16 protein-coding genes, 1 tRNA gene and 1 pseudogene are annotated in these 26,573 nt (G+C 42.9%); 7 read left to right on the top strand and 11 right to left on the bottom strand.

The genetic code is table 11. The annotated features are described in order from the left end of the window. The first annotated feature begins 81 nt into the window (after positions 1–81). Positions 82–1,698 (top strand): DUF3482 domain-containing protein, encoded by a 1,617-nt coding sequence (locus tag JMX89_RS07670; protein ID WP_201551323.1) that lies wholly within the window; start codon positions 82–84, stop codon positions 1,696–1,698. Between the two features lie 41 nt (positions 1,699–1,739). Here JMX89_RS07670 and JMX89_RS07665 read toward each other — a convergent pair whose 3' ends face one another. The 3 genes from JMX89_RS07665 to JMX89_RS07655 form a co-directional block, all read right to left on the bottom strand. Beyond that, positions 1,740–2,756, bottom strand: a complete 1,017-nt coding sequence (locus tag JMX89_RS07665; protein ID WP_133104341.1) for an ArsA family ATPase — start codon at positions 2,754–2,756, stop codon at positions 1,740–1,742. A gap of 33 nt (positions 2,757–2,789) precedes the next feature. Continuing rightward, on the bottom strand, positions 2,790–3,083 hold the full coding sequence (locus tag JMX89_RS07660) for a cory-CC-star protein (RefSeq protein ID WP_011513629.1): 294 nt from the start codon (positions 3,081–3,083) through the stop codon (positions 2,790–2,792). A 123-nt stretch (positions 3,084–3,206) separates the two neighbouring features. After that, entirely contained in the window at positions 3,207–4,886 is a 1,680-nt protein-coding gene (locus JMX89_RS07655; RefSeq protein WP_201551321.1) for a carbon starvation protein A, read from the bottom strand. A 308-nt stretch (positions 4,887–5,194) separates the two neighbouring features. Here JMX89_RS07655 and JMX89_RS07650 point away from each other — a divergent pair, with 308 nt between their 5' ends. Both JMX89_RS07650 and JMX89_RS07645 read left to right on the top strand, forming a co-directional pair. Next, complete coding sequence (locus JMX89_RS07650; RefSeq protein WP_133104339.1) at positions 5,195–5,863, top strand: hypothetical protein; 669 nt, start codon at positions 5,195–5,197, stop codon at positions 5,861–5,863. Between the two features lie 102 nt (positions 5,864–5,965). Continuing rightward, the gene (locus JMX89_RS07645) at positions 5,966–6,529 is read left to right on the top strand and encodes a hypoxanthine-guanine phosphoribosyltransferase (RefSeq protein ID WP_011513626.1); all 564 of its coding nucleotides are present in this window, start codon (positions 5,966–5,968) and stop codon (positions 6,527–6,529) included. A gap of 129 nt (positions 6,530–6,658) precedes the next feature. On the opposite strand, the gene recD is transcribed toward JMX89_RS07645, so the two are convergent. From recD to JMX89_RS07630, 3 genes are all read right to left on the bottom strand, one after another. Then, positions 6,659–8,848, bottom strand: coding sequence for an exodeoxyribonuclease V subunit alpha (gene recD / locus JMX89_RS07640; protein WP_201551319.1), 2,190 nt, complete (start codon positions 8,846–8,848; stop codon positions 6,659–6,661). Between the two features lie 76 nt (positions 8,849–8,924). Beyond that, positions 8,925–13,373 carry a UvrD-helicase domain-containing protein gene (locus JMX89_RS07635; protein WP_201551317.1) on the bottom strand — a complete coding sequence of 1,483 codons (4,449 nt, stop codon included), beginning with the start codon at positions 13,371–13,373 and terminating at the stop codon, positions 8,925–8,927. A 64-nt stretch (positions 13,374–13,437) separates the two neighbouring features. Beyond that, positions 13,438–17,910 (bottom strand): exodeoxyribonuclease V subunit gamma, encoded by a 4,473-nt coding sequence (locus tag JMX89_RS07630; RefSeq protein ID WP_201551315.1) that lies wholly within the window; start codon positions 17,908–17,910, stop codon positions 13,438–13,440. Between the two features lie 377 nt (positions 17,911–18,287). On the opposite strand from JMX89_RS07630, the gene JMX89_RS07625 reads away from it, so the two are divergent. The 3 genes from JMX89_RS07625 to JMX89_RS07615 all read left to right on the top strand — a co-directional run bounded on the left by JMX89_RS07625 (position 18,288) and on the right by JMX89_RS07615 (position 19,786). Further along, positions 18,288–18,791, top strand: a complete 504-nt coding sequence (locus JMX89_RS07625) for a hypothetical protein (RefSeq protein ID WP_201531760.1) — start codon at positions 18,288–18,290, stop codon at positions 18,789–18,791. A 37-nt stretch (positions 18,792–18,828) separates the two neighbouring features. Beyond that, entirely contained in the window at positions 18,829–19,638 is an 810-nt protein-coding gene (locus JMX89_RS07620; protein ID WP_201531762.1) for a hypothetical protein, read from the top strand. 72 nt (positions 19,639–19,710) lie between these two features. After that, positions 19,711–19,786 (top strand) — tRNA-Arg (locus JMX89_RS07615). A gap of 295 nt (positions 19,787–20,081) precedes the next feature. On the opposite strand, the pseudogene JMX89_RS07610 reads toward JMX89_RS07615, so the two are convergent. After that, positions 20,082–20,246 (bottom strand): annotated as a pseudogene (locus tag JMX89_RS07610) (indolepyruvate ferredoxin oxidoreductase subunit alpha); the annotation flags it as partial. A gap of 155 nt (positions 20,247–20,401) precedes the next feature. Here JMX89_RS07610 and JMX89_RS07605 point away from each other — a divergent pair. Continuing rightward, complete coding sequence (locus JMX89_RS07605; RefSeq protein ID WP_020443490.1) at positions 20,402–22,018, top strand: NAD(P)/FAD-dependent oxidoreductase; 1,617 nt, start codon at positions 20,402–20,404, stop codon at positions 22,016–22,018. Positions 22,019–22,342: 324 nt separating this feature from the next. Here the strand turns inward: JMX89_RS07605 and fecE are convergent, their stop codons facing one another. The 4 genes from fecE to JMX89_RS07585 form a co-directional block, all read right to left on the bottom strand. Then, a complete protein-coding gene (fecE, locus tag JMX89_RS07600; protein ID WP_011513618.1) occupies positions 22,343–23,110 on the bottom strand; it encodes a Fe(3+) dicitrate ABC transporter ATP-binding protein FecE in 768 nt (255 codons plus the stop codon). Next, positions 23,110–24,141 carry a FecCD family ABC transporter permease gene (locus tag JMX89_RS07595; protein ID WP_201531764.1) on the bottom strand — a complete coding sequence of 344 codons (1,032 nt, stop codon included), beginning with the start codon at positions 24,139–24,141 and terminating at the stop codon, positions 23,110–23,112. Before JMX89_RS07595 ends, fecE begins: the two co-directional genes overlap by 1 nt. A 189-nt stretch (positions 24,142–24,330) precedes the next feature. Beyond that, positions 24,331–25,407, bottom strand: a complete 1,077-nt coding sequence (locus tag JMX89_RS07590; RefSeq protein ID WP_201531766.1) for a FecCD family ABC transporter permease — start codon at positions 25,405–25,407, stop codon at positions 24,331–24,333. Positions 25,408–25,449: 42 nt separating this feature from the next. Next, positions 25,450–26,523 (bottom strand): ABC transporter substrate-binding protein, encoded by a 1,074-nt coding sequence (locus JMX89_RS07585; protein ID WP_201531768.1) that lies wholly within the window; start codon positions 26,521–26,523, stop codon positions 25,450–25,452. Positions 26,524–26,573: the final 50 nt, after the last annotated feature.

Here is a 26,573-nt window from a genome sequence, read left to right as displayed (position 1 = left end):
ATACCGAAATATAGATCAATTTGTTCTACAATAAATGGCTATGATGTTTTTGGATACTACCAATCAATATAAGATTCTATTATGAATAATGACAATAATAATCAGGGAAATAATGCGCAGAACAGTCTGCAAAAAACCGATAAGCCTGCAGGGCTTTTTTCTGATAAAGCGTATGAGGTAAATCCTCAAGCATCATCGTCTGGATTAGCCACACAGTCATCAAGTGAACCAGAGACTAGCCACAGGACAGCTAAAAAAACCATCGCTAGTGGTGAGGCATTAAAGCTTGCGGTCGTTGGTCATACCAATACGGGTAAGACTTCTATATTACGTACTCTATTGCGTGACGTTTATTTCGGTGAAGTAAAAAATGAAGCCGCAACTACCCGTCATGTAGAGCGTGCCCAACTGACGGATAGTCAAACTGGTGAAGTGTTGGTGGCTCTATATGACACGCCAGGTTTGGAGGACGCATCAGGGCTGATGGATTGGCTTGAGGATAATACCGCCAGTCGCCGTGATGGTATTGAGCGCCTGCAACAGTTTTTGGCAGCTGATATTGCTCAAAGTAGTGATGCGCTAAGTAGCAATGAGGACTATAGCCAAGAAGCCAAAGTGATTCGGCAGCTGCTGGCAAGTGATATGGCCATCTATGTTGTCGATGCACGTGAGCCGGTACTCGGTAAATATAGAGATGAGCTGGCTATTTTATCTTGGGCCGCGATTCCTGTTATGCCGGTATTTAATTTCACTGATGCTCAGGATGCCAATATTGATGACTGGCAGACTATGCTGGCAAGACGTAACTTACATATCTCAACGCGCTTTGATTCAGTTGCATTTGAATTTAACGATGAGATGCGTTTATGGCAGAATCTTGCGACTATGCTTACCCATTCTGAAATGCTTGAGCAATTAATGGCGCTCCGCACTGAAAACTGGGCACAGTTATATGATGAAGCCAATATTATCATTGCAGATTTCTTGTTAAACGTCGCAGCATTTGTACGAGAGATTGGCGAAGATGATGATCCCATGCCAGTATTACAGCAAATGCAAGAAGCGGTTAGACAGAGTGAACGCGCAATGCAGCATAATTTGCTTAGTTTATATAAATTTTATGACAATGACGTAGCGGCAACGCCACTTGAGCTACAGGCCTATCAGCAAGACCCGTTCGACCCTGAGCTTCTCAAAAGTTATGGCATTCGCACCACATCAGGCGCTGCGGCTGGCGCGTTACTAGGATTGGGTATTGATGCGGCGGCTCTTGGTACAACCTTGGGGTTGGGTGCTGCCATCGGTGGCATCGCAGGTGGATTGCTATCCAATACTGGCAGTATCGCCGATAAAATATCAGGGGTTAAGCGGTTATATATCGACCCTGCAACATTGACCCTGCTAGCTACTCGGGCGATAGATTTGCTCACTGCGCTACGTCACCGTGGGCATGCAGCAACAGATGCTACGCAGCTGATATATAAGGGTGAGGCGTCAATTGGTGATACTGACGCTGGGAATAATAATGCTATAACGCCATGGGCAACGCACAAACTGCCAAGTGAGCTAAAAAAAGCTCGTGGCAAACCGCAGTGGTCATCACTCAGTAGTGGCAAGTCTGAGCAGGCGCAGTTATTACGCGCAGATATGGCATGGTCGCTGGCAAGTAAGCTGTCGTCGTATCAGGGTCAGCCATAATGCATAAACATGTTAAAGATAATATCTCTTACTGACGGGCTTTATGATGCTGGGCTTACTAATGCACTTAAGGCATCAGTACCGCGTACGTCGGTTTGCTGTAGATATATTGGGTATAGCGGATAATTGGGAAAGCTTTGCTCAATATCTTGCATTAATTGCTGTTGGCGCTCAGCACGACGACGCCAAAACGTATCGGACTGGGTCAGAGCTATCAACTGATTGATAACGATTGCGGCTGGCATAAGCTTACTGTCTTCTAACTGCTCTATCGCTCGCTTTGTTTCAGCCAGTGGCAATACGTCAGCCGTCATCACTAATACAATGGCGGTTTGTGTACGGTCATGAAGCAGCAACCCTGCCTGACGAAACAGCTGTTTGCGTTTTTCTAGTACAGATACTGCTTGCTCCCAGCGATCATTCTTTTTTTCGGCAAATGGATTGGCTAAGTCGTTTTTATTATTGTCTTGTTCATGACTGCCCAAATGATTTGCCACTGAACGCAGTTTTGCCTGCCTTCGCTGCTGAGCGAGCAATCCATCCGTCCATGCCCCCATCATCTCAGGCAGCACTAATAAACGCAGTGTATGTCCCGTCGGTGCGGTATCAAAAATGACGTGCTCATAGCCGGCATCTGCTGCTTCGACTAGATGGTGACACATGGATTCGAGCATCGCGGCTTCTTGTGCACCAGGTGCTGATTTTGATAGCCGTAGATGCTCGCGAATTTTTGGCATCATATCTGGATTGGCATAAGAGGTAATGGTGCGTTCAACTTGGGCAAAATGCTCATCAACGATGATGTCAGGGTTTAGTTCAATAGCGTCCAAATAAGGGGTTACGACTGTTTTTTGATTTTTTAGCGGGACGTTTAACACATCGCCCAAGCTATGTGCCGGATCAGTCGAGACAATCAGCGTCTTTTTACCTTGATTGGCATAATAGCTGGCAAGTGCAGCGGCAGTGGTGGTTTTACCCACTCCGCCTTTGCCACCGATAAATATAATCGGCTGTGTCATTAATTGCTCTACAAATGCAGGCAATGGATGTAATGCCATACTTTTATCTCGTTTTAATTAATTCAAAGGAAACTAACAACAACCAACATGATCAAAGGGACATCTATCCATGCCCATGCGTGTATGCCATTCATGGAAATTTTCTAAAAACAAAGGCTGCAATTCTAGCGTATAGAAGCTTGCCGGATTATCGATGCCTAAGCTTTCCGCAAACATGAGTAGCATAAAAAAATCTTCCTCATCACGCGCGGCGCGTGCCATCGTCTGGCGATACGGCGCATGATAAAACTCGTTTAACCCAGCCGCAAACCGTTGCCACCATGGCTCAATATTTTTTATAGGTTTTGTGATATCTGCCTTTTCCATAATGACCCTTATTTTGCGTATGCTTATTATCTATCATGCCTATATGAGACAAAAAACGCCAGCAATTGCTGCTAGCGCTTTTATCGTAATTCAGTAAGTATTTAACTAGGCATTCAACATGGCTTAGAGGTTGCTTTTGCCTCTGTGTATCGACCATTCTTTACGGAGTACTGATAAACTCTCAAACGTCACTAAGATTGTGGCTATCAAGATAATGATATCCATAATAACAAGCAGCCAATTACCGTCATTGAAAAAGGTTTTTAGCTGAATCAATAATGCAAAAACCGTCATGACCAGTAAGAACGACAATGGTCCTAAGGTATACCATACTGGTCTGCCTTTACGTAATAAGATAACGGTGACAATCATCAAGGTTAGTGCAGCCATGAGCTGATTTGTCGTGCCAAATAACGGCCAAATAATCATACCACCAGCACCATCGATGCCACCAGCACCGAATGCTAATAATAGACAGCTACCAACAGCAAGCAATGTTGCCACCACACTCTTATTCAGCACGGGCAGTTTATAAATTTCACCAAATTCTTGGAAGATATAGCGTTGCAAACGTACTCCAGTATCCATCGTGGTACCAGCAAACAAGGCTGCCATTACCGTTAGCATCGTCTGCGATAAAACCATATCAATGCCGACGCCTGCATTCAGTATGGTTGCACCGCCATCAATAAAGGCACCAATAGAGCCATCGCCAAATTTTTGATAAACGGCTTGCCAGTCGCCAAGGGTTGCAAAGCCTGCTGTTGCCGCAAGTATCGCACCAAGTGCTAGCATGCCCTCACCCATGGCGCCGAAGTAACCAACGAATCGCACATCTTCTTCTTTATCAATTTGCTTAGACGTCGTACCCGTCGCTACCAAACCATGAAAGCCTGAGATTGCACCACAAGCAATGGTCACAAATAATAAAGGCAACATAGATGGTGTACCGATTGGCAATGCTGTGTTGATCGCTGGCGCGACAATATTAGGAGTCGCAATAAAGATGGCGGCATATAATAAAATCAGACCGACAAATAACTGCAAGCCATTGATGTAATCGCGCGGCTGCAACAGCATCCAGACTGGTAACAAAGACGCGATTGCCGCATAGACAAACAAAATAATAATCCAAACAGCATTGTCAGGTAAGCCTAAGAATGTCTCAGGTAACACAATAGGGAACATAGGACCAAGATAGATAAGCCCATATAAAGCCGTAACCCCAATGATTGATACCCAAACCAGATTCATCTTATAGCGATAAATGCACTGACCGATGATAAAGGCGACTATCAAAGCGCCCCAAACAGGCAGCACAGCGGATGGGGTTTTTATCATCATATTAGCAATAGCGACGCCGAATACCGCATTTACCATGAGTAATAATAAGAAGATAACGATCATCATCAAGCTACGCACACGTGTGCCCATGACCGTACCGGCAATCGAGCCAATCGATTGACCTCGATTGCGCATACTTGCCCAAATGGCAGACATGTCGTGGACACCCGCCATAAAAATAGTACCTAATACCACCCAAATGATAGCAGGTACCCAGCCCCAAATAACCGCAATGGCAGGACCAATAATCGGTGCTGCCCCTGCGACTGAAGTAAAATGGTGTCCCCATAACACATATTTATTAGTGGGAATATAATCTACCCCATCCTTCATGGTATGTGCTGGCGTGGGGATACTATTATCCAATGCCAAAATTTTAGTGGCGATAAATTTTGAATAAAACACATAACCGCCAAGCATAGCGGCAACAGCAAACAATAGCACGATTGCACTATTCATCTTATCTCTCCTTAGACAAGTAATGGGTAGCCTTATAAGTTCAAGCTTTTTAATTTAGAATATAAAAAATATGTTAAATTAGTCTTCGGCAGGTGACTCAGAGCACCTGACCATACGCAATTAAGCAGTTGATAGAAATTTTGTCATATCATCATCCATTAATACGGCTGAACTTTATAGTTAGCAGACGTCATCAGTCAGTATATGATATGGTGAATCTTTGGTTGGCAACCCATTTAAATACTAACCGATTTAACGAAGAATGTAACGCTAGTTAAACCTCGAAAACAACAAATAAAGGAAGCACAATGGCGCATTATTTTGGATTTGTACCTTCAGATAAATTAAAAGCATTAATCGTTGAAGCTGAGCAAATCGTTGCATCGAATGAGGAAGTACCATACTACCCATATCGCGATGCTTTAACGCATCAGACTGCGCGTGATCTTATTGATAATTTATTGGTTGGTCTGGTTGACATTATCCCAAATCCTGAACGCCAAGCGTCCATGCGTAAAGTGGTTGTCACTGTTGAACGTGCGACCGATACCTTGCTTAACATTTTGCTGGGTAAAGAAAATAACGAAGAAGTATTGCCAAGCTTCCATTTTCTAAGAGATCGAGCAACCTTTATCGATAATGACGGTCTAAAACGTGTGGGTTTTAAGCTCACAGAACAACATACTGCCATCATTCAAAAAGGTTTTGCAGCCATTACTCCTGAACATGTGGATACCAAGACATTTAAAACCGCACTTGAAACCATGAACGAAGAAACTTTAACTCACTTTATTAGCCGTTTTGCTGAAACCTTAAAATTGGGTATGATTAAACGCAAATCTGTACCTGTTGCCAAAGCAGCTATCGATAAAGGCATGAATATGGCACTTAATAAGTTGTTACCTGATTTGCCAGACAGCTCATTGAATCGCTTGGCGAACTATTACCGCCCTTTTATCGTAGAAAAGCCAGAATAAGTGCCAATATTTGATTAATTTTGCCTCAAAAGCCAGTTGGCATTGGGCATATTCACGAAAATTTGCTAAAATAAGCGGCACTTTTTACCAAAGGCACGTCCGATGACCCAAATCAGCAATCAAGAAATTGAAAAAACATTACGTAACTCAGAATGCCTAATCAGCAGTATAGAAGTTGCTGCCGCTTATGAGCGTTTAGCCGCACAGCTTAATCTGCACTATGCTGGTCTAAATCCGATTGTTATGGTCGTTATGAATGGCGGGCTTATCCCAGCCGGTCAATTACTGACTCACCTTACTTTTTATCATCGTATGCATTATATCCATGCATCGCGCTATCGTGATAACGAAGGAACCAATGAGCTTGATTGGAAATTTAAGCCTGATGTTAACATTGAAGGCGAGCATGTCTTATTAATCGATGATATTTTTGATGAAGGCATCACCTTAAAAGCAGTGGTTGAAGAATTGAGCAAGGAAAAACCTTTATCGATTGAATCATGTGTTCTCCTTAATAAAGAGCATGATCGTAAAGTTAAAGGTTTCGATGTTGATTTCGTTGGTATTAATGTTGCAGATCGCTATGTTTATGGCTGTGGTATGGACTTCCATGGTTATTTACGTCATCTGCCTGGTATCTACGCTATTAAAGAAGACAAGATTTAATCAGTTTTTGATTGACTTGATAGCATAGTAAAAAAATAGCATAGTAAAAAAGCATCCAATGGGTGCTTTTTTATTGCTTATTGATAAGTATATGTATTTGAGTGTGATAATACATGCGATAAATACTAACTAAAACTGCAATGCCAAACCCGTATGGCGCTCAGTCGGTGTCTGAACGGCTTTTTCGAAAGCATGTTTTGTACTATATATAGACACCTGTTTTTTAGCGCGGGTTACCGCCGTATAAATAAGCTCTTTGCTCAAAAGCCTTGCATGACTATTATCAAAAGTAATGGCCACATGATCAAACTCAGACCCCTGCGATTTATGAATGGTCATTGCATATGCTGTGGCTATAACGTCTTCATTTAACAGATTGACAGCAATTCCCTGTGCTTTATTCTCAAAGAACACCTCAAGTCGGCTTCTTTCATCTCCTGTTTGCAAGCAAAAACCAATATCGCCATTAAATAATCCAAGTTCATAGTTGTTTTGTAAAACCATAACGGGACGACCATGAAACCATGTATTTTGACCTAGCGGTAGCTTTAGCTTAGTAAGATGCCATTGAGTGATATGATTATTAATGTAGTGATCACCCCACTCGCCATTATGACCAGCACTTAGGACTCTAAACTGATTAAACGTTTGCATTAATGAAGTAATTGTACTTTTTACTAATTCTGGCATGGATTTTTCTACTGGATTCTTTAGTAGTGATTCAACTTTATTCAGGTATTGACGGTAATTTAGAGTGAGGTCTGAAATAATTCTATAATTGCTTAGGCTATTTTGTATCTTATTATCTATAACTGTCTCTATTTGCAACGTATTTACATATTGAAAACTCAGTGCCTTGTCCTGTCTTAGTAATTGCCAAATGGCTTGAGTATCTGCCTCTGTCTTATTAATTTGATTGGCAAGCTTCCCAATCCCTGAGTCTGCGCTAAATCGGCGACTCTCTGTTAGCTTTGCATGTATAGGTTGTAGCAATGGAATGCGGCATAAGTCAGCCAGTACTGCCCCTGCATCTACCGCTGCTAACTGATTAGCATCCCCTAATAGTATAAGCCTAGCGCCTGGTTTCACCGCACTCACAAGATGATTAGCCAGCTCTACCCCTAGCATAGATGCTTCATCAACGATGATAATATCTTCGCCGAGTGGGTTATTTGCATTGTAACGAGGTCTACCAGTCCGGCCAATACCTAGCAAACGATGAATAGTCTTGGCTTCTTGCAGCTGTAGTTGTACATCTGCTGCATCCAGAGCCGCTTGTAAGGACTCCTGCATTCGCTGTGCGGCCTTACCAGTCGGTGCTGCTAAGGCTAGGCTGGCCCTGTCCGTACTGAACCGAATTTTTCCATGCTCATCACCCCCACTCTCTGCAGCTTGTTGCAGAGCAATTACTAATTGAGCAACCGTATAGGTCTTCCCTGTACCGGGACCACCAGTAATAATGCTAAAGGCATTGTTATTAGCGACATTAATAGCCATTACCTGCTGCTCATGTAGGTTTTCCGGTATCGCTATCTCTAAAGGGTTTATCTGTTGGTTCAAAATAGTATTAATGTGCTGTGCTAAGTTGAATTCTGCTTGCCAAGTTCGATGTAACCAAAAAGTGATCTTAATATTTTGTGTATCAGCCTCTGGTTTATTAATATGCTGATACATAATAGGTTGATTATTTTTGCTTAGGCTATTTTTATTATTCACGTTAGAATTAGCGTCAGCGAACAAAGTATGCTCATGAATGGACTGAATGAAGGAATTTAGATTCGTGTTTTTCACTATCTGATAAAGTGCAGCAACCGCATCAAAGCGTTTGCTAAGTATCTCTTTTTCACGATTAGTAAGTGCCAGCTGCGCCCATAGCTGAGCTCGCTTACCAAACATGATGTCTAGCAGGATAAATAATGATAACTCAGCTGTAGAATCATCCTCTTGCTGAGTAACTGTTTGAATGTCAATCAGTGCTAGAATGGGCGTTGCTAGCATCTCTAATAGTTGCTGCTGCCAGGCATATAGGGTGATTAGCTCGCCATTGATTTGACCGCTAAGCGGCACTTCATGCTCAGTTTCCTCAATGGTGAGTACAGTATGTCCCTCTTCTAAATGAGTGGCCAACATAACGAATAAAGCAGTAAATAAGCCATTTTGTTCCGTCTTATCGATTTGCTTACTATCAGCATTAGCCTCAGTGACGTTATACGCTAAGTGCGTTTGCTGACGGCGCAGCAATATATAATTACTGATGTTACTAGCCCAGCTTTCTTGTAAGCTAACGCCCGCTCTGCTCTTATTGTTATTATTACTCATAGTATGCTTGTCTCTATTTTTATCCAGTTAATCGCTATCATGGTTGTTTCTTATTTAATTCGCTATTTACGGCCCACTAATCTGGCAGGCCAAACAATGCATCTAGGGCCTTAATGAACTCAATTGGAATATCCCACGTGACTAATCCATAGCGGTCGTTGGGCATTGAGTGTCTATTATCAGCCTCTTTAACATCTTGCAATAGATCAGCAGCTATTTGAGGATTTGAATCATACACGCCCCGTAGAAAGACATACTCAACAGCGCCAAGATACTTATCTTCATTACCTGCATAATCACTAATTCTCATTGCAAGGAAACGATGTAACGCGACTTGATAAATCGCTGCCTGTAACCAATATCCTGCCTTTGACATTGCTTGTTTGAGTGTGCTTTCGTCATAATCGCTTAGGCTATTTCCTAAAAAATTACTCTTGTAATCGACAACGTAATACTTGCCAGCATGCTCATACACCAAATCGATTTCACCCCGCAGATAACGATACAAATGCGCTTTGTTTTGTGGAACAAGATTGACGTGTTTGTCCGCTTCATTCGGGAGATACTGCTGAAATAGGCTATTAATATCTTGCGCCTTAAAACGCTCTGATAGCCCCATATTAAACTCTAATTCAGCAAACCGCTGACTTGCATTGATAGAGCATAACGGTTGATTTGACGCTAATAACGGCGCCTTTAGAACCTCTTCAATCCAGTTAAGTAATGCCTCATGCTTTGTAGCATCTATTGAATCTAAGTCAGGTATACGACCATTTTCTCTATTCTTTGCTTGTAATAGTCGACTTTGCTGTTCAGCACTACTATAAACCAAAGGCAGCTGATAACTACTAACGGCCCTATCAATCACCTGAGACCACTGCGATTTATTATTGAAATCAATTTTTTCAAATATTTCATGCAAAAACGTACCAGCATTGGCGCCTTTGACAAAAGTAAAACGGATATCATCCTCTGATTTGAGGCTCAACTCACTGGCTGGTTCAAAAAAATCACTATTACTGGACGATACTACCGACTCTGTCATATCAATGACTATGGCATCATCCATACGTTCATCTACTACAGCCAGCGCCTGCGTAGATTCATCTAGCTGACGGGCTAAAGCCGTAAAACTGGTCTTGGCCCAACCATAAAAATAATTGGTTTTCATAACTTCTGCAAAAGGCGCGTACTCAATAGTCTCAGTTATAGATTTAGCAGTGGCAAGCGTTGCGTTACCCGCTAAGCCCAATGCATTAGCACCGTTACTGTCATTATTATAGAACTCATTGACATTATGCCCTCTAATGATGCCTATGGTGCCTTTGAGTCTATCAGGCAAATCAAACTTTGCCTCTGGTGATTCCAACCAATAGAACGCTGGCTTTAATTCAAAACCTGTTTTGTTATTAGGATCTCGCAACACCACATAAAGCTGCTCACTGGCACGCGTAAATGCCACATAACCAAGCCGTCGCAGCTCATCAAAGCCCTCTTGTGTCTCAATATCAGTGTAGTGACTTTCTGTGGTCACAGAGCCTTGTACGGGTGAGAAACGACGCTGGTTACCTGTTGATTGATTCTCTGCCGATTGCTGCATTAAAATCGACGGAGCTTGCTGGGCGTTGTATAGATACAGCCCAAACTTTTCATTATTGCCCGCCTTCCGACTAGCATCGCCCATACCCAATACATAGACAATGGGAAACTCAAGCCCTTTGGACTTGTGGATGGTCATAAGCTGCACGCCAGACTCTGTCGGTAGCGGGTATTGCTTAGCCCAATCGCTATTGGGAGCAGCATCTATATTTTGTCTAAACCAAACCAATAGTTCGTGCTCACTCATGCCGATACCATACTGCGCCAAGACATCCATCATATGACGCAAATCCATAATGTGACGATCGCCTTCTGGATGAGTTGCCAGAGCTTGCCAAACGCCTTGCGGCTGCACGGGGTTTTTATCTAATAAGTAATGTAATGCTGACAAAACACCAAAGTGCTGCCAGTTTTGAGCCGCTTGTTTTAGGTAGGTAATAAAGTCTTGATAGCTTTTTTTATTGTTAACTGCTTTCGTACTAGCGCTACTTAAGTGACTACCCTCTGTTACTCCTGACTCATGGTCAGTCATCATGGCTTTGACTTCTTTGATACTCAGGCCATACAGATGGCTAGTCAGCACCCGATTGATCATGTCATGACGATACGGATATAGCATGGCACTCAGCAATGCTGCCACATCTTCTGCCATAATCGTCTCAAAGATACTGACGTCACTGGTGGTCAAGGTCGGCACATTAAGTTTTACCAGCTCATCCTCAACCCGTTTTAAGTCTTTTTTGGTACGTGCCAGCACACCGATATCACTAGGCTGAATCGGTTTGCCTTTTAAGGTCTGACCACTAATGAGCAAGGTCGCTATATGACGGGCGGTGATTTCAAACTCATCATACTCAAGCTCTTTATCTTTATCATAAGGTAGATGCAACAAGCTCACTGGTTGAGCAGAAAGCACTTCTGTCACTAAAGCACTGTTTTGAGTAGTTGGCTCATTAAACCAAGACAGTTGGTTTTCTGGTTTAGAAGCTTTGATATGCTGATAATAAATACTGCTACCTAGCTGTGCTAATTTATTCTCAGCAGTCGTTATCGTTGGCATGCCAAACCAGCAATTTAGTGCATCAATTACACCAGCATTTGAGCGGCGGTTAATATCGAGCGTCCAAAGGCTACTTTTCTCAAACTGGGCTTTCATATAGTTGTAGTTGGCCACATCACCGCCACGAAACCCGTAAATGGCCTGCTTTGGATCACCCACTAATAACAGAAACTCATGACTGGCTTTATCACTAACGGAGTGTTTAAGTTTTCTTTTCGGCAGATAGATACTTTCAATCATAATGGCTTGCTCGCCGTTGATATCTTGCGACTCATCAATCAGAGCAACCGGATAATGATGACGAATATAACGTGCTAGCTTCTCTCCTTGCCGACCCGTTAACGCTTGATTTAAGCGCACCATTTGTAAACTAAAGGTCGTCTCACCGCGCTCTTCTAAGATAACTGGTAGCCTGTCACGTACCGCAAGCACGATATAGCGATTAAGGTTGGCTAAGATAGCCGTGACATACTCATCTAGCTTTCTACTTTCTTCGATATACCGTTTAAAATCACGAACGACCTGCAACTCGTTAAATATTAAATTAACTCTTTCACCATCTTTTGGCTTATAGAACTGCTTGCCTATATCATCCGTTTTCTGAAAAGCCTCAATCAACTTTCCTGTATAAGTTTTGGAGTCTGATATAGACTTATAAGCAGTTGGGCCAGAATCTTCTAATGTTTGGATGATTTTTGGCCAAGAGTCTCTGTTGTTTAATAATTGACCTTTCGGAACTTCATAATACTCGCCATCAGGCTTAAAAAAAACATCAAGCTCATCGCTGCGCTCAATGATAGTATTTATAAGCCGCTCATAGCCCTCAAAAGAAAAACTCTTTACTACAACGTCATCAATCGGCGCTGAAATAAAGTTAAGCGAACGAGTCACATATTTTTTATGATCGCTAACTGCAGTCAGCTTGCCTTGCTGATCCATTAGCGCATATAGTTTAGGCTCCTCGTGATACAGTCTGCTTTGGAACTGCCTCAGCTCATCATGAATAATACTGTCAGTAACCTGCTCAATACTACTGTCTTCAATAATAGCCATACCTTGCTGATGACCGGTCTCGCTACTGTATTCAATCAACCACTTTTGCGCCAAACTGTCGAGTGTGCCTACAAACAGCTTATCCAACGTGGTTAGTACTAGCGCAGTGCGTCGAATGGCCTCCGCCATTGGATAGCTGTGGACATGATCAAGTAAAAACCCAGTCAAATGCAGATTAATGGGATCGTCCATAATGGCGTCTAAGCGTGCATATTTAGCCTGATTAACTAGCCAGTTTTCACGATCTTTTCTTACTTGTTTACGTTTCTCAGCCGCCGCTTGCTTATCAGCAGCAATGTCTTGATTGAACTCATCCGTCCCTGTCCCACCATTTGAATCAACGCTTGAACCTTTACCTGCTTGTTTATCCTTATTACTTTCAGGTGTTACCTGTAGTACATCAGGATATAAAGCATCCTTGTTATTGGGTTCAGCACTTAAACTATTCACCCACTGTAATAATTGATAAAAATCTATCAAACGATCATGAATGCGCTGACGCATCTCAGCGGCAGCGGCTCGAGTAAAGGTAGTGGCAATGATCTGCTCTGGCGCACGGCGCGCTTCAATGAGCAGTCGTAGCATAATGCCTGTGAGTGTCCAAGTCTTGCCTGTACCAGCTGAGGCTTCAATAAGATGCCGACCCATCAGTGCAACATCTACCGCCGGTATCACATCCGCCTTTTGCTCAATCATATCGTCACTCTCAGACGTATGGGTTGTCGTATCGAATCGGTTATGTGACTCATCTAGGTACTCATTGGATAAGTACGGCTGTATAGATATATCAGCTAAATCGGTAAAATTAGTCATAGGAGCCTATACTTTTTATTATTATCAATTAAACCAAAGGGCAAAAACCAACCATTCGGAATAGCTAGCCATCTAGACTATCTAGTGCAGCAAACATTGGCTCATATAGCGGCTTCGCTAAGGTAGTTAACGCTGCTGATAGCGCTTTAAACGCATCTTGGTCACGCAGTACGTACTGCCAAATGGCGTGCTGCGAGCAAGTATCATATATCGTATCTGTGTGATAGCTAGGTCTTAACCACTCCGAGAATTCTGCTCGTTTTGGCCAATAGCTACCGTTCTCACTCTCTTCAGATTTTAGGCACTTATCAAGATAACTGAGCGCATATTCTGGCAAGAGTGTAATAGGTACTTGACCTGATAGCTTGGCAAAAATTGCCCACTTTATGAGCTCGGCCGCCGCATCTTCATACACAATGGGGCTTAGTTTAAATGCAATGACTTTGTCATATTTTTTGACTTGCGAATTAGGTTTATTAAAGCGCCAAATGCTCACACCATCATCTAATACCGCTTGTTCGGTAGTGGTGCGTCTGGCAACTTGCCAATACAAATGCGACAACCAAAATTTGAGTAAATGCCTAGGACTGGCAGAATTGGGCAATATATTTAACCACTGTTTGGGGGATTGCTCGGCGTAGGACTTACCTGTCTGTAGGTGAGAGCGACTATTATGAGTACCTATCGGCACTGATATCGGTGCTAATATTGGTACTGAGCCTTTTATCTTAATAATTTTAGGTAGCAGCTTAAGCAGTGACTCATTATCAGCGCAATTTAATACAGCTGCTAGCTCTATCTGAATAGGGTGCTCAGAGGTTGGAGTCAGCAACTGTAAACCACCTGCGCTATCCTCTCCAGCCTCATCAAAGCCATTAGCAACTAACTGCTCTTTGAACTCTAGACATTGCTGTTGCAGTTTTTGTTGTTGATTGGGCAACGTGGTTTGACGAGCCACACCTGCTGGCATGATTTTTTGATACATCAAGATTTGACTGTCTTGTTTATACGTGTCGTCAGCATTATTACTGGTGGCATTGTTGGTCAATTCATTTATCAAATGCTCTTTAATCTGATAGGTGGTCAAACTGTCTAGAAACAGTGGCTCTTGATGCGCCATCGCTTCCTCGCCTTGCACTACATGCACTTTTTGAGTACGCAAAAAAGCCTTGGCAGGATGACGCACTTGATAGGCCAATACTCCCTCAACGTCTATCTCTCCAATGTTAAATATAGTATCAAATAGGATCTTGATGAGTGCCTCATTCATATCACTGGCATCAGCAGTATTATCTAGCGCTAGCATCTCAATCAATGCAGAGAATGTTTGATTATCTACTTGTCCCATTTGCCCCAAACCTTGACCGAAAATCTGAGCAATAGATTCATATTGCCCTTTTGTAGGTAAGCCTACTAGCTGTGGATGCTCGCTAGATACTCGACCCTTCAAGGTAACAAACACAGCTTGCCAAAGCGGCGCAGGCGGGAACTGCTTTTTTTGCGCTAACTTGGTTTTGCGCATGGCTTTATTTAAGATAGCGTCTAATTCATCAGTCATACCTACAGGACTGTTATTTTGAATATTGATATCTTCATTTTGATTGGGTTTAAAAGTGTGATTTGAAATATCAGCATCTTCAATTGCAGTCTCAAACAGACTCTCATGGAAAGGGAGTGCAGGATGCTCAGTCACTAACCACTGCTTAATTAATTTAGGCAAATAGCGCTTGAGACTCTCGGTAGTGGGATCAATATTCTCAGGTAATGTCTCAAGCGAGTTTACCTGCCATTGCACCTCACCTTGCAAGAACTGCAATAGCTCACTCACTGGGTTGGCTGGCAAATGCTCATGAGTATCCGTCAAGCTTTGGCCATTGTAGAACATCCAACATGCACTGCGCGCGCACAGTAGCGCATCTAAAAATGCGCCGTTGTCATCATCTTCACTGACTCTGTCACCGCGGCGTGCATTGGTCGCTTTCATCAAATCATAGCGGTTGTCACGATCACGCCCAGGAAACTCAGAGAGATCCATATTGAGCATCACCACTAACTCAAACGGCACGTTTCTTAGTGCACCAAATCGACCAAAGGTAATTACCCCAGTTGGCTCCGCACTGACCTGCTGACTTTCAAGCTCGTTTTCGATACTGTCTAGCATAAAGCTCAGCTTGAGCGGCAACTGCTCCACACCTGACAGCCTCTGCTCCACTTCTCTGTTGTCGATATCACCACTAGCGTACTGCCTATAGTGACGATTGGCTCGCAGGCTTGACTTAAAGCCATTCATTGCATTATAGATGGCGCGCATGGTACGTGTTTGCTCGACATCGCCAAAGTAACGATGAATGACTTGTGTCTCAATCTGATCGAGCCAATCTTCCGCTTTCATCTTTTGTGTATGATCATCACGTCGTGCGACCAAACCTGCATAAATACGGCAAAGCGCTTCAACAATCAACGCATCATTTAGGCTCACTTGTGGTAACGGTAATGTCATTTCTGGCAACGCAGTACTTGGCCATTCATCGTCATTCAGAGTATATAAACAATTGCTTAGCTCAGCCTCTGGCATCACTAGACCTAAAGTTAATCTATCTAATGCCTGTGCAAAGCTAAAGCGATAGTCGTAATCGTTACTGTCCAAAGTTTGCTTAAGATGTTGCTCATCAAAACCACGGATAAAGCCCGCCTCTACCAACAAGTCACAACCACGGCTCATCTGCTCATGAGTCAGCCCAAAGCTTTCAAATAAAGGAGGCAACATGAGCCAATCTAAGACTTCAGCCGCTTCAAAACGGGCGCTATGGCTACCCAATAGTTTATAAAAACCAATAATGGCTTCCCATAACTGGCGAATGTCTGCATCGACAACACCAGTCACCTTAGCAGGCAGAGTCAAACCATCCTGACCTTTGCCATTAACAAAAATAGAGCTGATCAGCGCATGATGCCGCTCAACATCAGGTAGCAGCACAACAATGTCAGAGATATGGCGCTTTTTCTCACCAGTTTTGATGGGTTCATTCAGCCAGCGCCCAATCATGATACGTAGTACTTCAAGCTGGCGCTGTAAACTGTGGCACGAATGGATGCTTAGGCTATTATCTTGCGCAGACATTGCCCAAAAGCGGTCTTTTTCAAAGCGCTTATTCTCTAACGCCTCATCTTCATACCATGGTGTTTGATGCGGCTCTTGATCAAAGCCCAGCTCTATTTGCTTACTCATCTCCTGCGAAACTTTTGCAGCCGTCGCTTGCTGGGTCGATTGCTCATCAAGCATCAACACATCGTTTTGCAAACGTCTAAGTAAGCTTGGACTGTTTTGCGCAGTTTGAAAACTGCCGCTTACATCAGCATCATAGACGCTATCATCAAAGCCGAATTCATCATACAAGTCATCATCGCCGTTTTCGCCAATACTAAAGCTATCTTGCCATTCTACAAGCGCATCTTGGTATTGCTCATTACCTGACAAGTTGGCAAGCATGGCAAAGGTATCGCGCGATTGTTTACCCAAACGAGACAGCAGACTGTGTCCATAGTCACGCAAGAACACGCTTTCAGGATTAATAATCTGTTGGCGCTGTAACCACGACTTATCAACAATGTCCGCCCAAAAAAGCTTCGATGGATTGTAATGCAACAGTGTGATATCCATGTATTGCGATAAGCGCTGCAAAAAGTCCAGCTCAGTCTGTGGCAACTGCTGGATGGTAAAAATACGCAGCACTTTGGGTAACTGACTTTGCTCGCCAGCCTTATTTGACTTTAGTGCTTGCCAAAACACCTCTTCCAGTACAACACGGTGCTGATGCACATCGGCAAATAAATGCGACCATAAGAAGCGTTGAGCAATTTCTAACTCAACATAATGCTCGACCAACCACTCAGGCGTGCCACGCGCATATTTATCAAAGCGCAGGGATAAGGCATCTTTATCCGCTATCAACTCATTCACATTCAGCGGTTTATTATGCGACCATAATGCCAACCAATCCTCACGATGGGTCAAATAGCGATTAAACACCCTCGCCAGATCATTTGACAGCTGCCAAATACGCGCATCTTGCTGCGACTTATCTTGTCGTACATTGTCTTGCTCAACCCCTTCTTGTAGCTCATCAATCAAAGACGCCAGCAGCGGATTCACCGGATGTTTTTCATCTTTAATAATCGACTCTTGGTAGTAAGTCAGATACCCAAACAATCGCCATTGCATGACCGTTGGTGACAATACTGCCACTTCAGGAACATTCAAGGTTGCTGTATCAGGGTCCCGCTCTAACAGATATGCATTATGGCGGGTTAACACATCCTGCATAAGTGTCCACTGATATTGACCCCAAAACTTAGTACGCACCAAGGTACTAATACCAGCACGGCTAGCAATAGTTTTATCTAACCAATCACCCAATACCATTGAAGGCACAATGACAATAAAAGGCTCAAAAACAGGCTGATTTTTGGACTGATATTGTACAAGAAGCTGATCAACAAGATTTTCGGTACGATGGGATTGTATAATGGTAAACATAGAGGATAGTCTGATTGAGGTAACAGGAGAATAAAGGGATTGATAAAAAATACATGCTCGAGATAGCACGCAAACATTCATAGTAAAATTTTGAGTGTAATAACAACGCTGTAGGCGGCAATACTTGTCAATCCATGTTTAGCAGTCGTCAATGGATGACATTTCTGCTAGCATGACGCTGTTAAATCAAACTGCATTGGTAAACCCTCATGTATATCCGCTTACAGACTCTCTTGTAAGGCGAATAGTAATCTGGCTATTAGTTTGCCATTGTTCGTCAACGTTTACTAGCATATAAACCACTGATAAAAACACACTGCGACAATAGATGTCGCTGCGTTTTACCTCAATTCTTAGTGATGAGACAATTTAATACTATGCCCTTGCGTCCCATTGATGCCATTTTCATTCATCCTAAACGACGTTTATATGTCGTATACTACCGCGGTGAGCTTTGGCAATTGCCACGCATGAAAATAGATGATCAATCTTGGCAAAATAGACAGCCATATAAGGATGACAGTCGTGGACTCTATCTGAGTATTCATCAAGCCATAAGCGACCCTATTTTGGCACAAAAATTACGGACCCTAAATCTACCTATGGCAGTACGTGGAAGCACCTTATCACGCTTCGAGGCATGGTGGGAAACTCACGGCTTTGAATGGCTTAAAGACAAACTAAGTGCAGGACAATCACCATTGGCGGCGCATCAAACCTCCACAAAAATGATTGACAATCAACCCTCTTCCCCTTCAAACTACCTCTCTGCTCTGGCAAGTAGCAATAATACCACTGCTCATAAAAACCCAGAACAAACTGATATTTTTTCGGATATGCTGGCGGATTTAGCAGATGAAGTGCTGCATCAACCGCTCTAAACCACATTTAAACCAACAATAAGAAGATCGGTACCATATGAAAGACTACAAGCTGCTACTGGCTGGGCTCATTTTACTGCTGCTGATTATTTTTATCGCCATCTTTACTTGGTTATGGACCAGCAATCGTAAAAACATGGATCCATTGCCTATTATGTCAAATGAGAGTGGATCCACTGCTTCCGCGGAAGAAGATGGAGAGACGGTTGCCAAAAGCACTTTGCACATACAAGCAGAAGAAAAAATACAAGTGCCTTTAGACGCTGTGATTTCAAGTTTTCAATCTCGTTATCCCAATGTAGAAATCATGACAAGTTATGTCGCCTCTGTTGCACTTTTGACGCTATCGGATAATAAAGTAGCCGATAATGAGCCGTCTTTATTTATTGTTGATACCGATATCATTATTGCTGATGGCAATTTATCGGCAGCGCGCTTAGCACCATTACAAGAAAAATTAAAAATAGCACAAGATGAACAAAACCAGAGCAAGGCAAAAAATGGCATGGTAGAAGATACTATCGATGCAGATAGTAATGCTGATGAAATCGCTGCTAAAGGTGAAGCTGATAATACAAACACTCGAAGTCTTGTATCGTTTAGTTATGCCTTAAAAGACAAGAAAAAAGTAGACGGTGTCATCTTAACTCAAAATCCTATTGCACTTAACTTTCGAAACTTTTTACTCTCAAGTACAGGGCAAGATATATTAAGTAGACACGATTATGAAAATATCGATGGCTATCAAAACGATATGGCAAACCTTTTTAAGTCAAATACGCAAGGCAAAAAAGCAACAGGCGAGTTGACAGTAGATGTCGCTGACGCTATCAGTATTGCTAAATAAATACAAAACCCTCTACTTACTCGGTATTAATTGATTTTATAAGTGCTTTTTTCTACAATAGCATTCTATTATGCGCCTATAGCTCAACAGGATAGAGCAGTTGCCTCCTAAGCGATCGATCGGGGTTCAAGTCCCTGTAGGCGCACCAACAAACATAGCGATATAACACGATAAACCCTTGTAAGCCACTCGCTGCAAGGGTTTTTTATTGTTTAATATACGGTAGTCACCGATTAATAACGGTATCTACCACTTGTACACGGTGAAAATAACGGTATCATAGACGGTATTAACCGATACCGCCAAACACTCAATATCCAAAAAAGTTACACTCTATGGTGATGGCAAAAATCTATATCTTATATAACGTCTGAATGGATATTTATTTTAGCAGATGGCTTTTCGATAGGTCTTTTCTAAAATCTTGGTTTCGATACTAGTGTAATAGAATTGGCTGGGCATTCAGGCTCACACAAGCTGCAATCTATGCAATTATCAGGATCTATCGCTAAAAAGTTAGGACCTTCAAAAAATGCATCCACGGGACATACTGCAACACAGTCCGTGTATATGCATTTAATGCAGTTATCATCAACGATGAACGCCATAAAAATTATCATTTATAATTCAAGATGGCGGATCATTTTCAAACTACAATACAAATCCGTAAATTTACCCTGCGTAAGTAAAATATTTATTCGCTTATTTGTATCAGTACCAGTAAAATGCGAGACTGTTTTCTACACGAGTTTATGAGTAACCAATGATACGTTTAACTGAAATTAAATTGCCATTAAATCATGCACCTGAAGATTTAACGACTGCTATAACGACAAAACTTAAAATTTCTGCTGAGCAGATGGTGTCATTTGTGATGTTTAAACGTGGTTATGATGCTCGTAATAAAAGAAATATCCAATTAATTTATACGCTAGACATCACACTGACCGACTCGGATTTAACCAATGATTTACTGGTTCAATTTGAGTCAGATAACCACGTTAAAGCAACACCAGATACCAGCTACAAATATGTAGGTAAAGCGCCAGAAGATTTAACTGAGCGTCCTGTTGTTATTGGTTTTGGACCTTGTGGTTTATTAGCAGCACTTACTCTTGCCCAAATGGGCTTTAAACCTATTATCATTGAACGCGGTAATGAAGTCAGACAACGCACCAAAGACACCTTTGGCTTTTGGCGTCAGCGTAAATTAAACACTGAATCAAACGTACAATTCGGTGAAGGCGGAGCCGGTACCTTTTCCGATGGTAAATTATATAGCCAAGTGAAAGATCCAAATCATTATGGCCGTAAAGTCATGACTGAATTTGTAAAAGCTGGCGCACCAGATGAGATTTTATTTGTCAGTAAACCGCACATAGGTACTTATAAGTTAGTCACTATGGTAGAAAAAATGCGTGCCGAGATCATAGAACTTGGTGGTGAAGTCCGTTTTGCTACTCGCGTAGATGACTTGCATATAACTGACTCAAAAGTAACTGGCGTGACACTTAATAGTGGCGAAACCTTAAAAACTAACCATGTTGTTTTAGCTGTTGGTCATAGCGCCCGTGATACCTTCCAAATGATCTATGATAAAGGCGTGTATGTTGAAGCAAAACCTTTCTCGATTGGTTTTAGGATTGAACATAAACAGTCAACCATAGACCAAGCACGCTTTGGTGACAATGCTGGAAACGAAATACTTGGCGCTGCGGATTATAAACTGGTTCATCATTGTAAAAATGGTCGTTCTGTTTATAGCTTCTGTATGTGTCCAGGTGGAACTGTTGTTGCCGCAGCATCAGAAGAAGGCCGTGTTGTCACTAACGGCATGAGCCAATATTCAAGGAACGAGCGTAACGCCAACAGTGCTATTGTTGTCGGCATCGACCCAGAGCGAGATTACCCAAACCACCCTCTTGCTGGTATCGACTTACAAAGACAACTAGAAACCTTAGCGTTTGAATTAGGCGGTAAAGACTACAGTGCCCCAGCGCAAACCATTGGCGATTTCTTAAAAGGTAAGCCAGACTCAGAATTGGGCGATGTTAACCCGTCTTACACACCGGGCATTACCTTAACCGACTTAAGCAAAGCTTTACCTGACTTTGCCGTGGATGCCATACGCGAAGCCATTCCAGCGTTTAATAAAAAAATCCAAGGGTTTTCATCTGACGACGGTTTACTCACTGGCGTAGAAACCAGAACATCGTCACCAATCAGTATTAAACGCAATAAAGAATTCCAAAGCATTAATACCAAAGGCTTATTCCCTGCAGGCGAAGGCGCTGGCTACGCAGGTGGCATATTATCAGCAGGGATTGATGGCATTAAAGTGGCCGAAGCTGTGGCGAAATCGATGTTGAAGATAGATTAAGAGCGGCTTTAGGCAATTATTAAAGCAGGTTAAGTTTCAGTCAAACATTATACTAATTCTGATAAACAATATTGCTGATCGTTTATCAGAATTTTTAATGATCAATTTGTGTATGTGAAATAAGCAAGAACTATAGTTAACTACAACCTAAACGATTTGCACGCTCCTACATATAATCGTCAGGATACTATTCGACATCGATTTGTGAGGCTTCATTAGGTATTTTGGTCGGTGCTTTGTGTCTGGTTGTTTTAGGCTCTAAGTCCTGCTGCCAGCTGTAAATGTACTGGTGCTCAGCTGATAAAAGATAGCGGCGCAGGCATGCTATAAATACACACACATGGGTGAACCTGCTACAGGGTCTGTAATCACTTTGGCTTGCACGTCAAATATATCAGCAAGCATTCCCTCCGTCACCACCTCACAAGGGGTGCCCATTATTTGCAGTTCGCCCGACTTTAGCACCACCAATAAATCACAATATCTCGCTGCTTGGTTGAGGTCATGGAGCACAACTATAATGCTTTTGCCGTTGTCTTTTAATTCTCGTATGAGTCGCATCAGCTCTATTTGGTAAGAGATATCTAGATAGGTAGTTGGTTCATCCAGCATGATAATATCCGTATCCTGCGCTAAAACCATCGCGAGCCAAGCGCGCTGCTGTTGACCGCCAGATAAGGCTTCAAGTGATGTCTCAGCTAGAGATTGAATAGACATCTCATTTATAACGCTATCTACTATCTGGTTGTCTGTCGCGCTCAACTTACCCCAATGTGAGACATAGGGCGTTCTGCCATACTCAACCAACTGTCTGACAGTCAAGCCTTCAGGATTGGTCTGTACTTGTGGCAATACCGATATCTGACGAGCAATCTGCCGATTATTCAATTGCGCCATATCTTGTTGTCTAAGTAAGATTCTGCCCGATTGAGGTTGAATCAGCCGGCACAAGCCTTTTAATAGCGTAGATTTTCCGCAACCATTTGGACCAATGAGTCCAATGACTTTATTTTCTGGCAACTCAAGGGACAAGTTTTTGATAACTGTCTGTCCGCCATGATAGCCAAGCTGTAGTTCATTCACTGATAGCATCACCACCCCTTATAGCGCGATAGCAAAAAGATAAAATAAGGCGCACCGATCACTGAGGTTAAGACGCCAGCTGGTAGCTCAATTGGCGCAAATAGACTGCGTGCCAATACATCTGCGGTGACTAAAATGATCGCGCCTATCAGCGCTGACGCTGGCAACAAGATGCGGTGCTGATGCCCAAAGAGCAATCGTGCGATATGCGGCGCGAGTAAACCAATAAAACTGACTGTCCCTGCCACCGACACCGCCAAACTCGCAATCACCACTGCGATAAATAATGTAGTAAATTCTAATGGCTTGACTGACACACCAAGATGATATGCCGTTTCCTCGCCAAGTCCCAATACATCTAAACGCCATGCTAAATACATACTGATGACCATTAATACGGCAAATATTATCGTTAACATGGGAATATGTTGCCAGCTGCGACCCCACAAGCTACCAGTTAACCAAATCATTGCGGTGTTAATTTCAACTGGATAAATGACCAGTAAAAAATTAATCCCACTGGCTAAAAAGGCACTAATGGCGACGCCAATCAATGCCAAACGTGCTGGCGTTGGCTGAGATATCTGTGCCAACAGCATGATAAAACAAAAGGCCAATAATCCGCCAAGTAAAGCTGCGACAGATAGCCACCACGTTGGTGCCGCAGGAAGCATAACCAGCAACAAAGTCGCGCAAAACCCTGCGCCAGCACTGATACCCATCAAGTCAGGTGATGCTAACGGGTTACGAATGACCCCTTGAACCAATGAGCCTGATAAACCGAGACTTGCCCCGACTAAAATTGATAATATCGTGCGTGGCAATCGATGTTGCCAAACAATAAAGTCTTCGTCGCCGCCAAAACCTTGCTGTAAATGCTGCCAGATTTGCACTAGCGTTAATTCACTGGCACCAAAAAAGATGCTGCTAATACTGAGTATCAATAGCAGCACAATAATCAGTACCACCGCCCTACTTGCCGATTTACGAGCAAATAGTGAGTTTGAGCGCGATGAAGAAGCTTTAGTTTGTATCGTCATTCGTTGTTTACTTTTGTTGCTGGATAGGATTTTGAATCGCTTTTAGTTATAGTTAAAATATCTCAAAAACGCTAAAGTACTGCTGGTATAAATTTTTTGCAGCCTCTGTCTGCGTAGGTACAGCAAGCAAGAAAAATTAATATCAGCAGTACTTGATGTATCGATATTACTTTTCCCTGACTATATCGATCAGCTATCGAGTCGTCTTCTACATGCCAGCGCAATAAAAACGGGTGTCCCAATAAGTGCCGTTAGCAAGCCCACTGGTGTCTCTGCCGGATAAGCAACTGCTCGTGACAAGACATCCGCCCACACCATCAATATACTGCCAAGCAGCATAGACAATGGCAAAATCTGCTCATAAGCCATATTCGATACCTGCTTTAACAGGCGCTTGGCAACATGGGGGATAATCAAACCGACAAAGGCAACAGGACCGGTGACCGCCACACTGATAGCCGTCAATATCGTAATCAATGCCCCACATGACCACTGTAATGCCCGCAGGTTCACCCCAAGGCTACTTGCCACATCATCGCCCAGCACCAAGACATTTAATTTAGGTGATAGCCACCAGCCATAACCCAAGGTCAGCAGCGATATAGCCGCTAGCATGGGAATGGACTCCCAGCGCGTATTGGCAATAGAACCTGCCAGCCAATACAGTACCCCATAAGCTTGCTCATCCGTAGTAATCAGCGCCGCTCGTGTCATGCCGACCAGCAGCGCATTGATAGCAACGCCCGATAAGATTAGACGAACAGGATGCACCGGACGCCCAGAAAAATAACCCGCCAATCCTGCAACGAGGGCACAAGAGAGCACTGCCCCAACCATTGCTTGCAAAAAGGTAGAGGTTAAAAAGGTAAATCCTAAACCAATAGAGGATAAAGCAACCACGCACGCTGCCCCTGCATTGATACCCAATACCGCAGGAGATGCCAGTGAGTTACGGGTCATCACCTGCATTAGCAGTCCAGCCACCGCCAAATTGGCACCGACTATAATCGCCACGAGCACGCGCGGCAGGCGAATCTCTATTAATAATTGTGCAGTTAGCGACGCTTGACCATTTTGCTGCGTCAATAAGGAAAGTAAATCCGTCAGCGACAGGGCAAATTTTGAATATGCCGTTAACCCTTGCCAGCAGCCAATCAGTAAAATGACTAATAACCCACACCACAATAGCGCCCGTGTTATCGGGCGCTTTGCAATAGCGGGTTTTGGCAAGACGGAAGATGAGCGGCTAAGTTGCTTATCAACCATAAAAGTCGCCTTGCTTTAAAAAGACAGTAGTGCAAAGTCTCATTAATTTGACTCTTTTACAGAAGGACTTGGACTTTTTTTGCCTTTTTGCTTAGCAATCTCAAGCAGCTCAGCTGTCATATGTTCAGCGGATTGCATACTGCGATTGAGCGCCCAATAATTGGGATCGACTTCGATGACCTGATTCTTTTTGACCGCCGTTAGCTGATTAAATAGCGGTGAGGACTTCCATTCATCATAAATGGTGTGATCGTTATAACGCCCAATCAATAACCAATCTGGATTAGCTGCCAATAATTGCTCCAAACTGGTTGCGATATACGCCTCACCTGTTTGTTCCGGAATAGGGCTTTTGATATTTAGATGATTAAGTAAGCTACCGGCATACGAGCTTGGACCATGCAGCCACATGCCTTTATCACTAATAATAGCAAACTGAACGCTGTGGTTAGCAAGTGGGGTTGTTGCCAATTGCGACTTTAAATCTGCCATCTTTTTTAGATGCGTATTGATGACTTGCGACATTTTTTTATCTTGATGTACGATATGCCCGACCAATTGCGCCGTCTGGATATTCTCTACATAACTCTCGCCGCGACTTTTGAGTACAACCGACGGTGCAATGCGACCAAGCTCATCGGCGATGACGGTATGGCGCTCATCATCGGCAATGATAAGGTCGGGTTTTAAATCAGCGATGGCCTCAAGGCTTGGCTGATATCTTGAACCGACAGAGGTGTAATCCGAGAGTTGTTTGGTAAACTCGGCAATGATACTGTCAGGCTTATTGTCATCTGCAATACCAACTGGCTTCAGACCTAACGCTAACGCATCCCCTAAAAATGAGTATTCCAAAACTACAATACGCTTCGGGTCACTCGGATAGTCGCTTAGATTGGGCAGACGCGCTTTAATTTCTTCATCGGTTAGCAGAAGAACGTTATTTTTATCATTTGACTTAGTAACTGCTGCTGCCGACATGCCGTTATCAGCATTCAATGATGGAGTTGCCGTAGTATTATTTTTTTGATTCATAATAAAAACAATACCGCCAACCACAATCAATACGATGACCAGTAAGGGTAAAATAAGCGTGAGCTTTGGACGTTGATTCATAAATAACTTTTCTTAATATCATTCAATGGGTTGGGCGCTAGGGACATGAA

Origin of the sequence: Psychrobacter sp. DD43 (genome assembly GCF_904846555.1) — a bacterium.
Taxonomy (GTDB): Bacteria; Pseudomonadota; Gammaproteobacteria; order Pseudomonadales; family Moraxellaceae; genus Psychrobacter; species Psychrobacter cryohalolentis.
Note: the sequence above shows the minus strand (reverse complement) of the source record. Positions and strands in the feature narration are given on the sequence as shown.

Coding starts and splice junctions, on each gene's coding strand:
- JMX89_RS07595 (WP_201531764.1), bottom strand. CDS start 24,141: ATGACGATACAAACTAAAGCTTCTTCATCGCGCTCAAACTCACTATTT.
- JMX89_RS07625 (WP_201531760.1), top strand. CDS start 18,288: ATGCCCTTGCGTCCCATTGATGCCATTTTCATTCATCCTAAACGACGT.
- JMX89_RS07635 (WP_201551317.1), bottom strand. CDS start 13,373: ATGACTAATTTTACCGATTTAGCTGATATATCTATACAGCCGTACTTA.
- JMX89_RS07605 (WP_020443490.1), top strand. CDS start 20,402: ATGATACGTTTAACTGAAATTAAATTGCCATTAAATCATGCACCTGAA.
- recD (WP_201551319.1), bottom strand. CDS start 8,848: ATGAGTAATAATAACAATAAGAGCAGAGCGGGCGTTAGCTTACAAGAA.
- JMX89_RS07630 (WP_201551315.1), bottom strand. CDS start 17,910: ATGTTTACCATTATACAATCCCATCGTACCGAAAATCTTGTTGATCAG.
- JMX89_RS07650 (WP_133104339.1), top strand. CDS start 5,195: ATGGCGCATTATTTTGGATTTGTACCTTCAGATAAATTAAAAGCATTA.
- JMX89_RS07670 (WP_201551323.1), top strand. CDS start 82: ATGAATAATGACAATAATAATCAGGGAAATAATGCGCAGAACAGTCTG.
- JMX89_RS07660 (WP_011513629.1), bottom strand. CDS start 3,083: ATGGAAAAGGCAGATATCACAAAACCTATAAAAAATATTGAGCCATGG.
- JMX89_RS07665 (WP_133104341.1), bottom strand. CDS start 2,756: ATGGCATTACATCCATTGCCTGCATTTGTAGAGCAATTAATGACACAG.
- JMX89_RS07655 (WP_201551321.1), bottom strand. CDS start 4,886: ATGAATAGTGCAATCGTGCTATTGTTTGCTGTTGCCGCTATGCTTGGC.
- JMX89_RS07585 (WP_201531768.1), bottom strand. CDS start 26,523: ATGAATCAACGTCCAAAGCTCACGCTTATTTTACCCTTACTGGTCATC.
- fecE (WP_011513618.1), bottom strand. CDS start 23,110: ATGCTATCAGTGAATGAACTACAGCTTGGCTATCATGGCGGACAGACA.
- JMX89_RS07645 (WP_011513626.1), top strand. CDS start 5,966: ATGACCCAAATCAGCAATCAAGAAATTGAAAAAACATTACGTAACTCA.
- JMX89_RS07620 (WP_201531762.1), top strand. CDS start 18,829: ATGAAAGACTACAAGCTGCTACTGGCTGGGCTCATTTTACTGCTGCTG.
- JMX89_RS07590 (WP_201531766.1), bottom strand. CDS start 25,407: ATGGTTGATAAGCAACTTAGCCGCTCATCTTCCGTCTTGCCAAAACCC.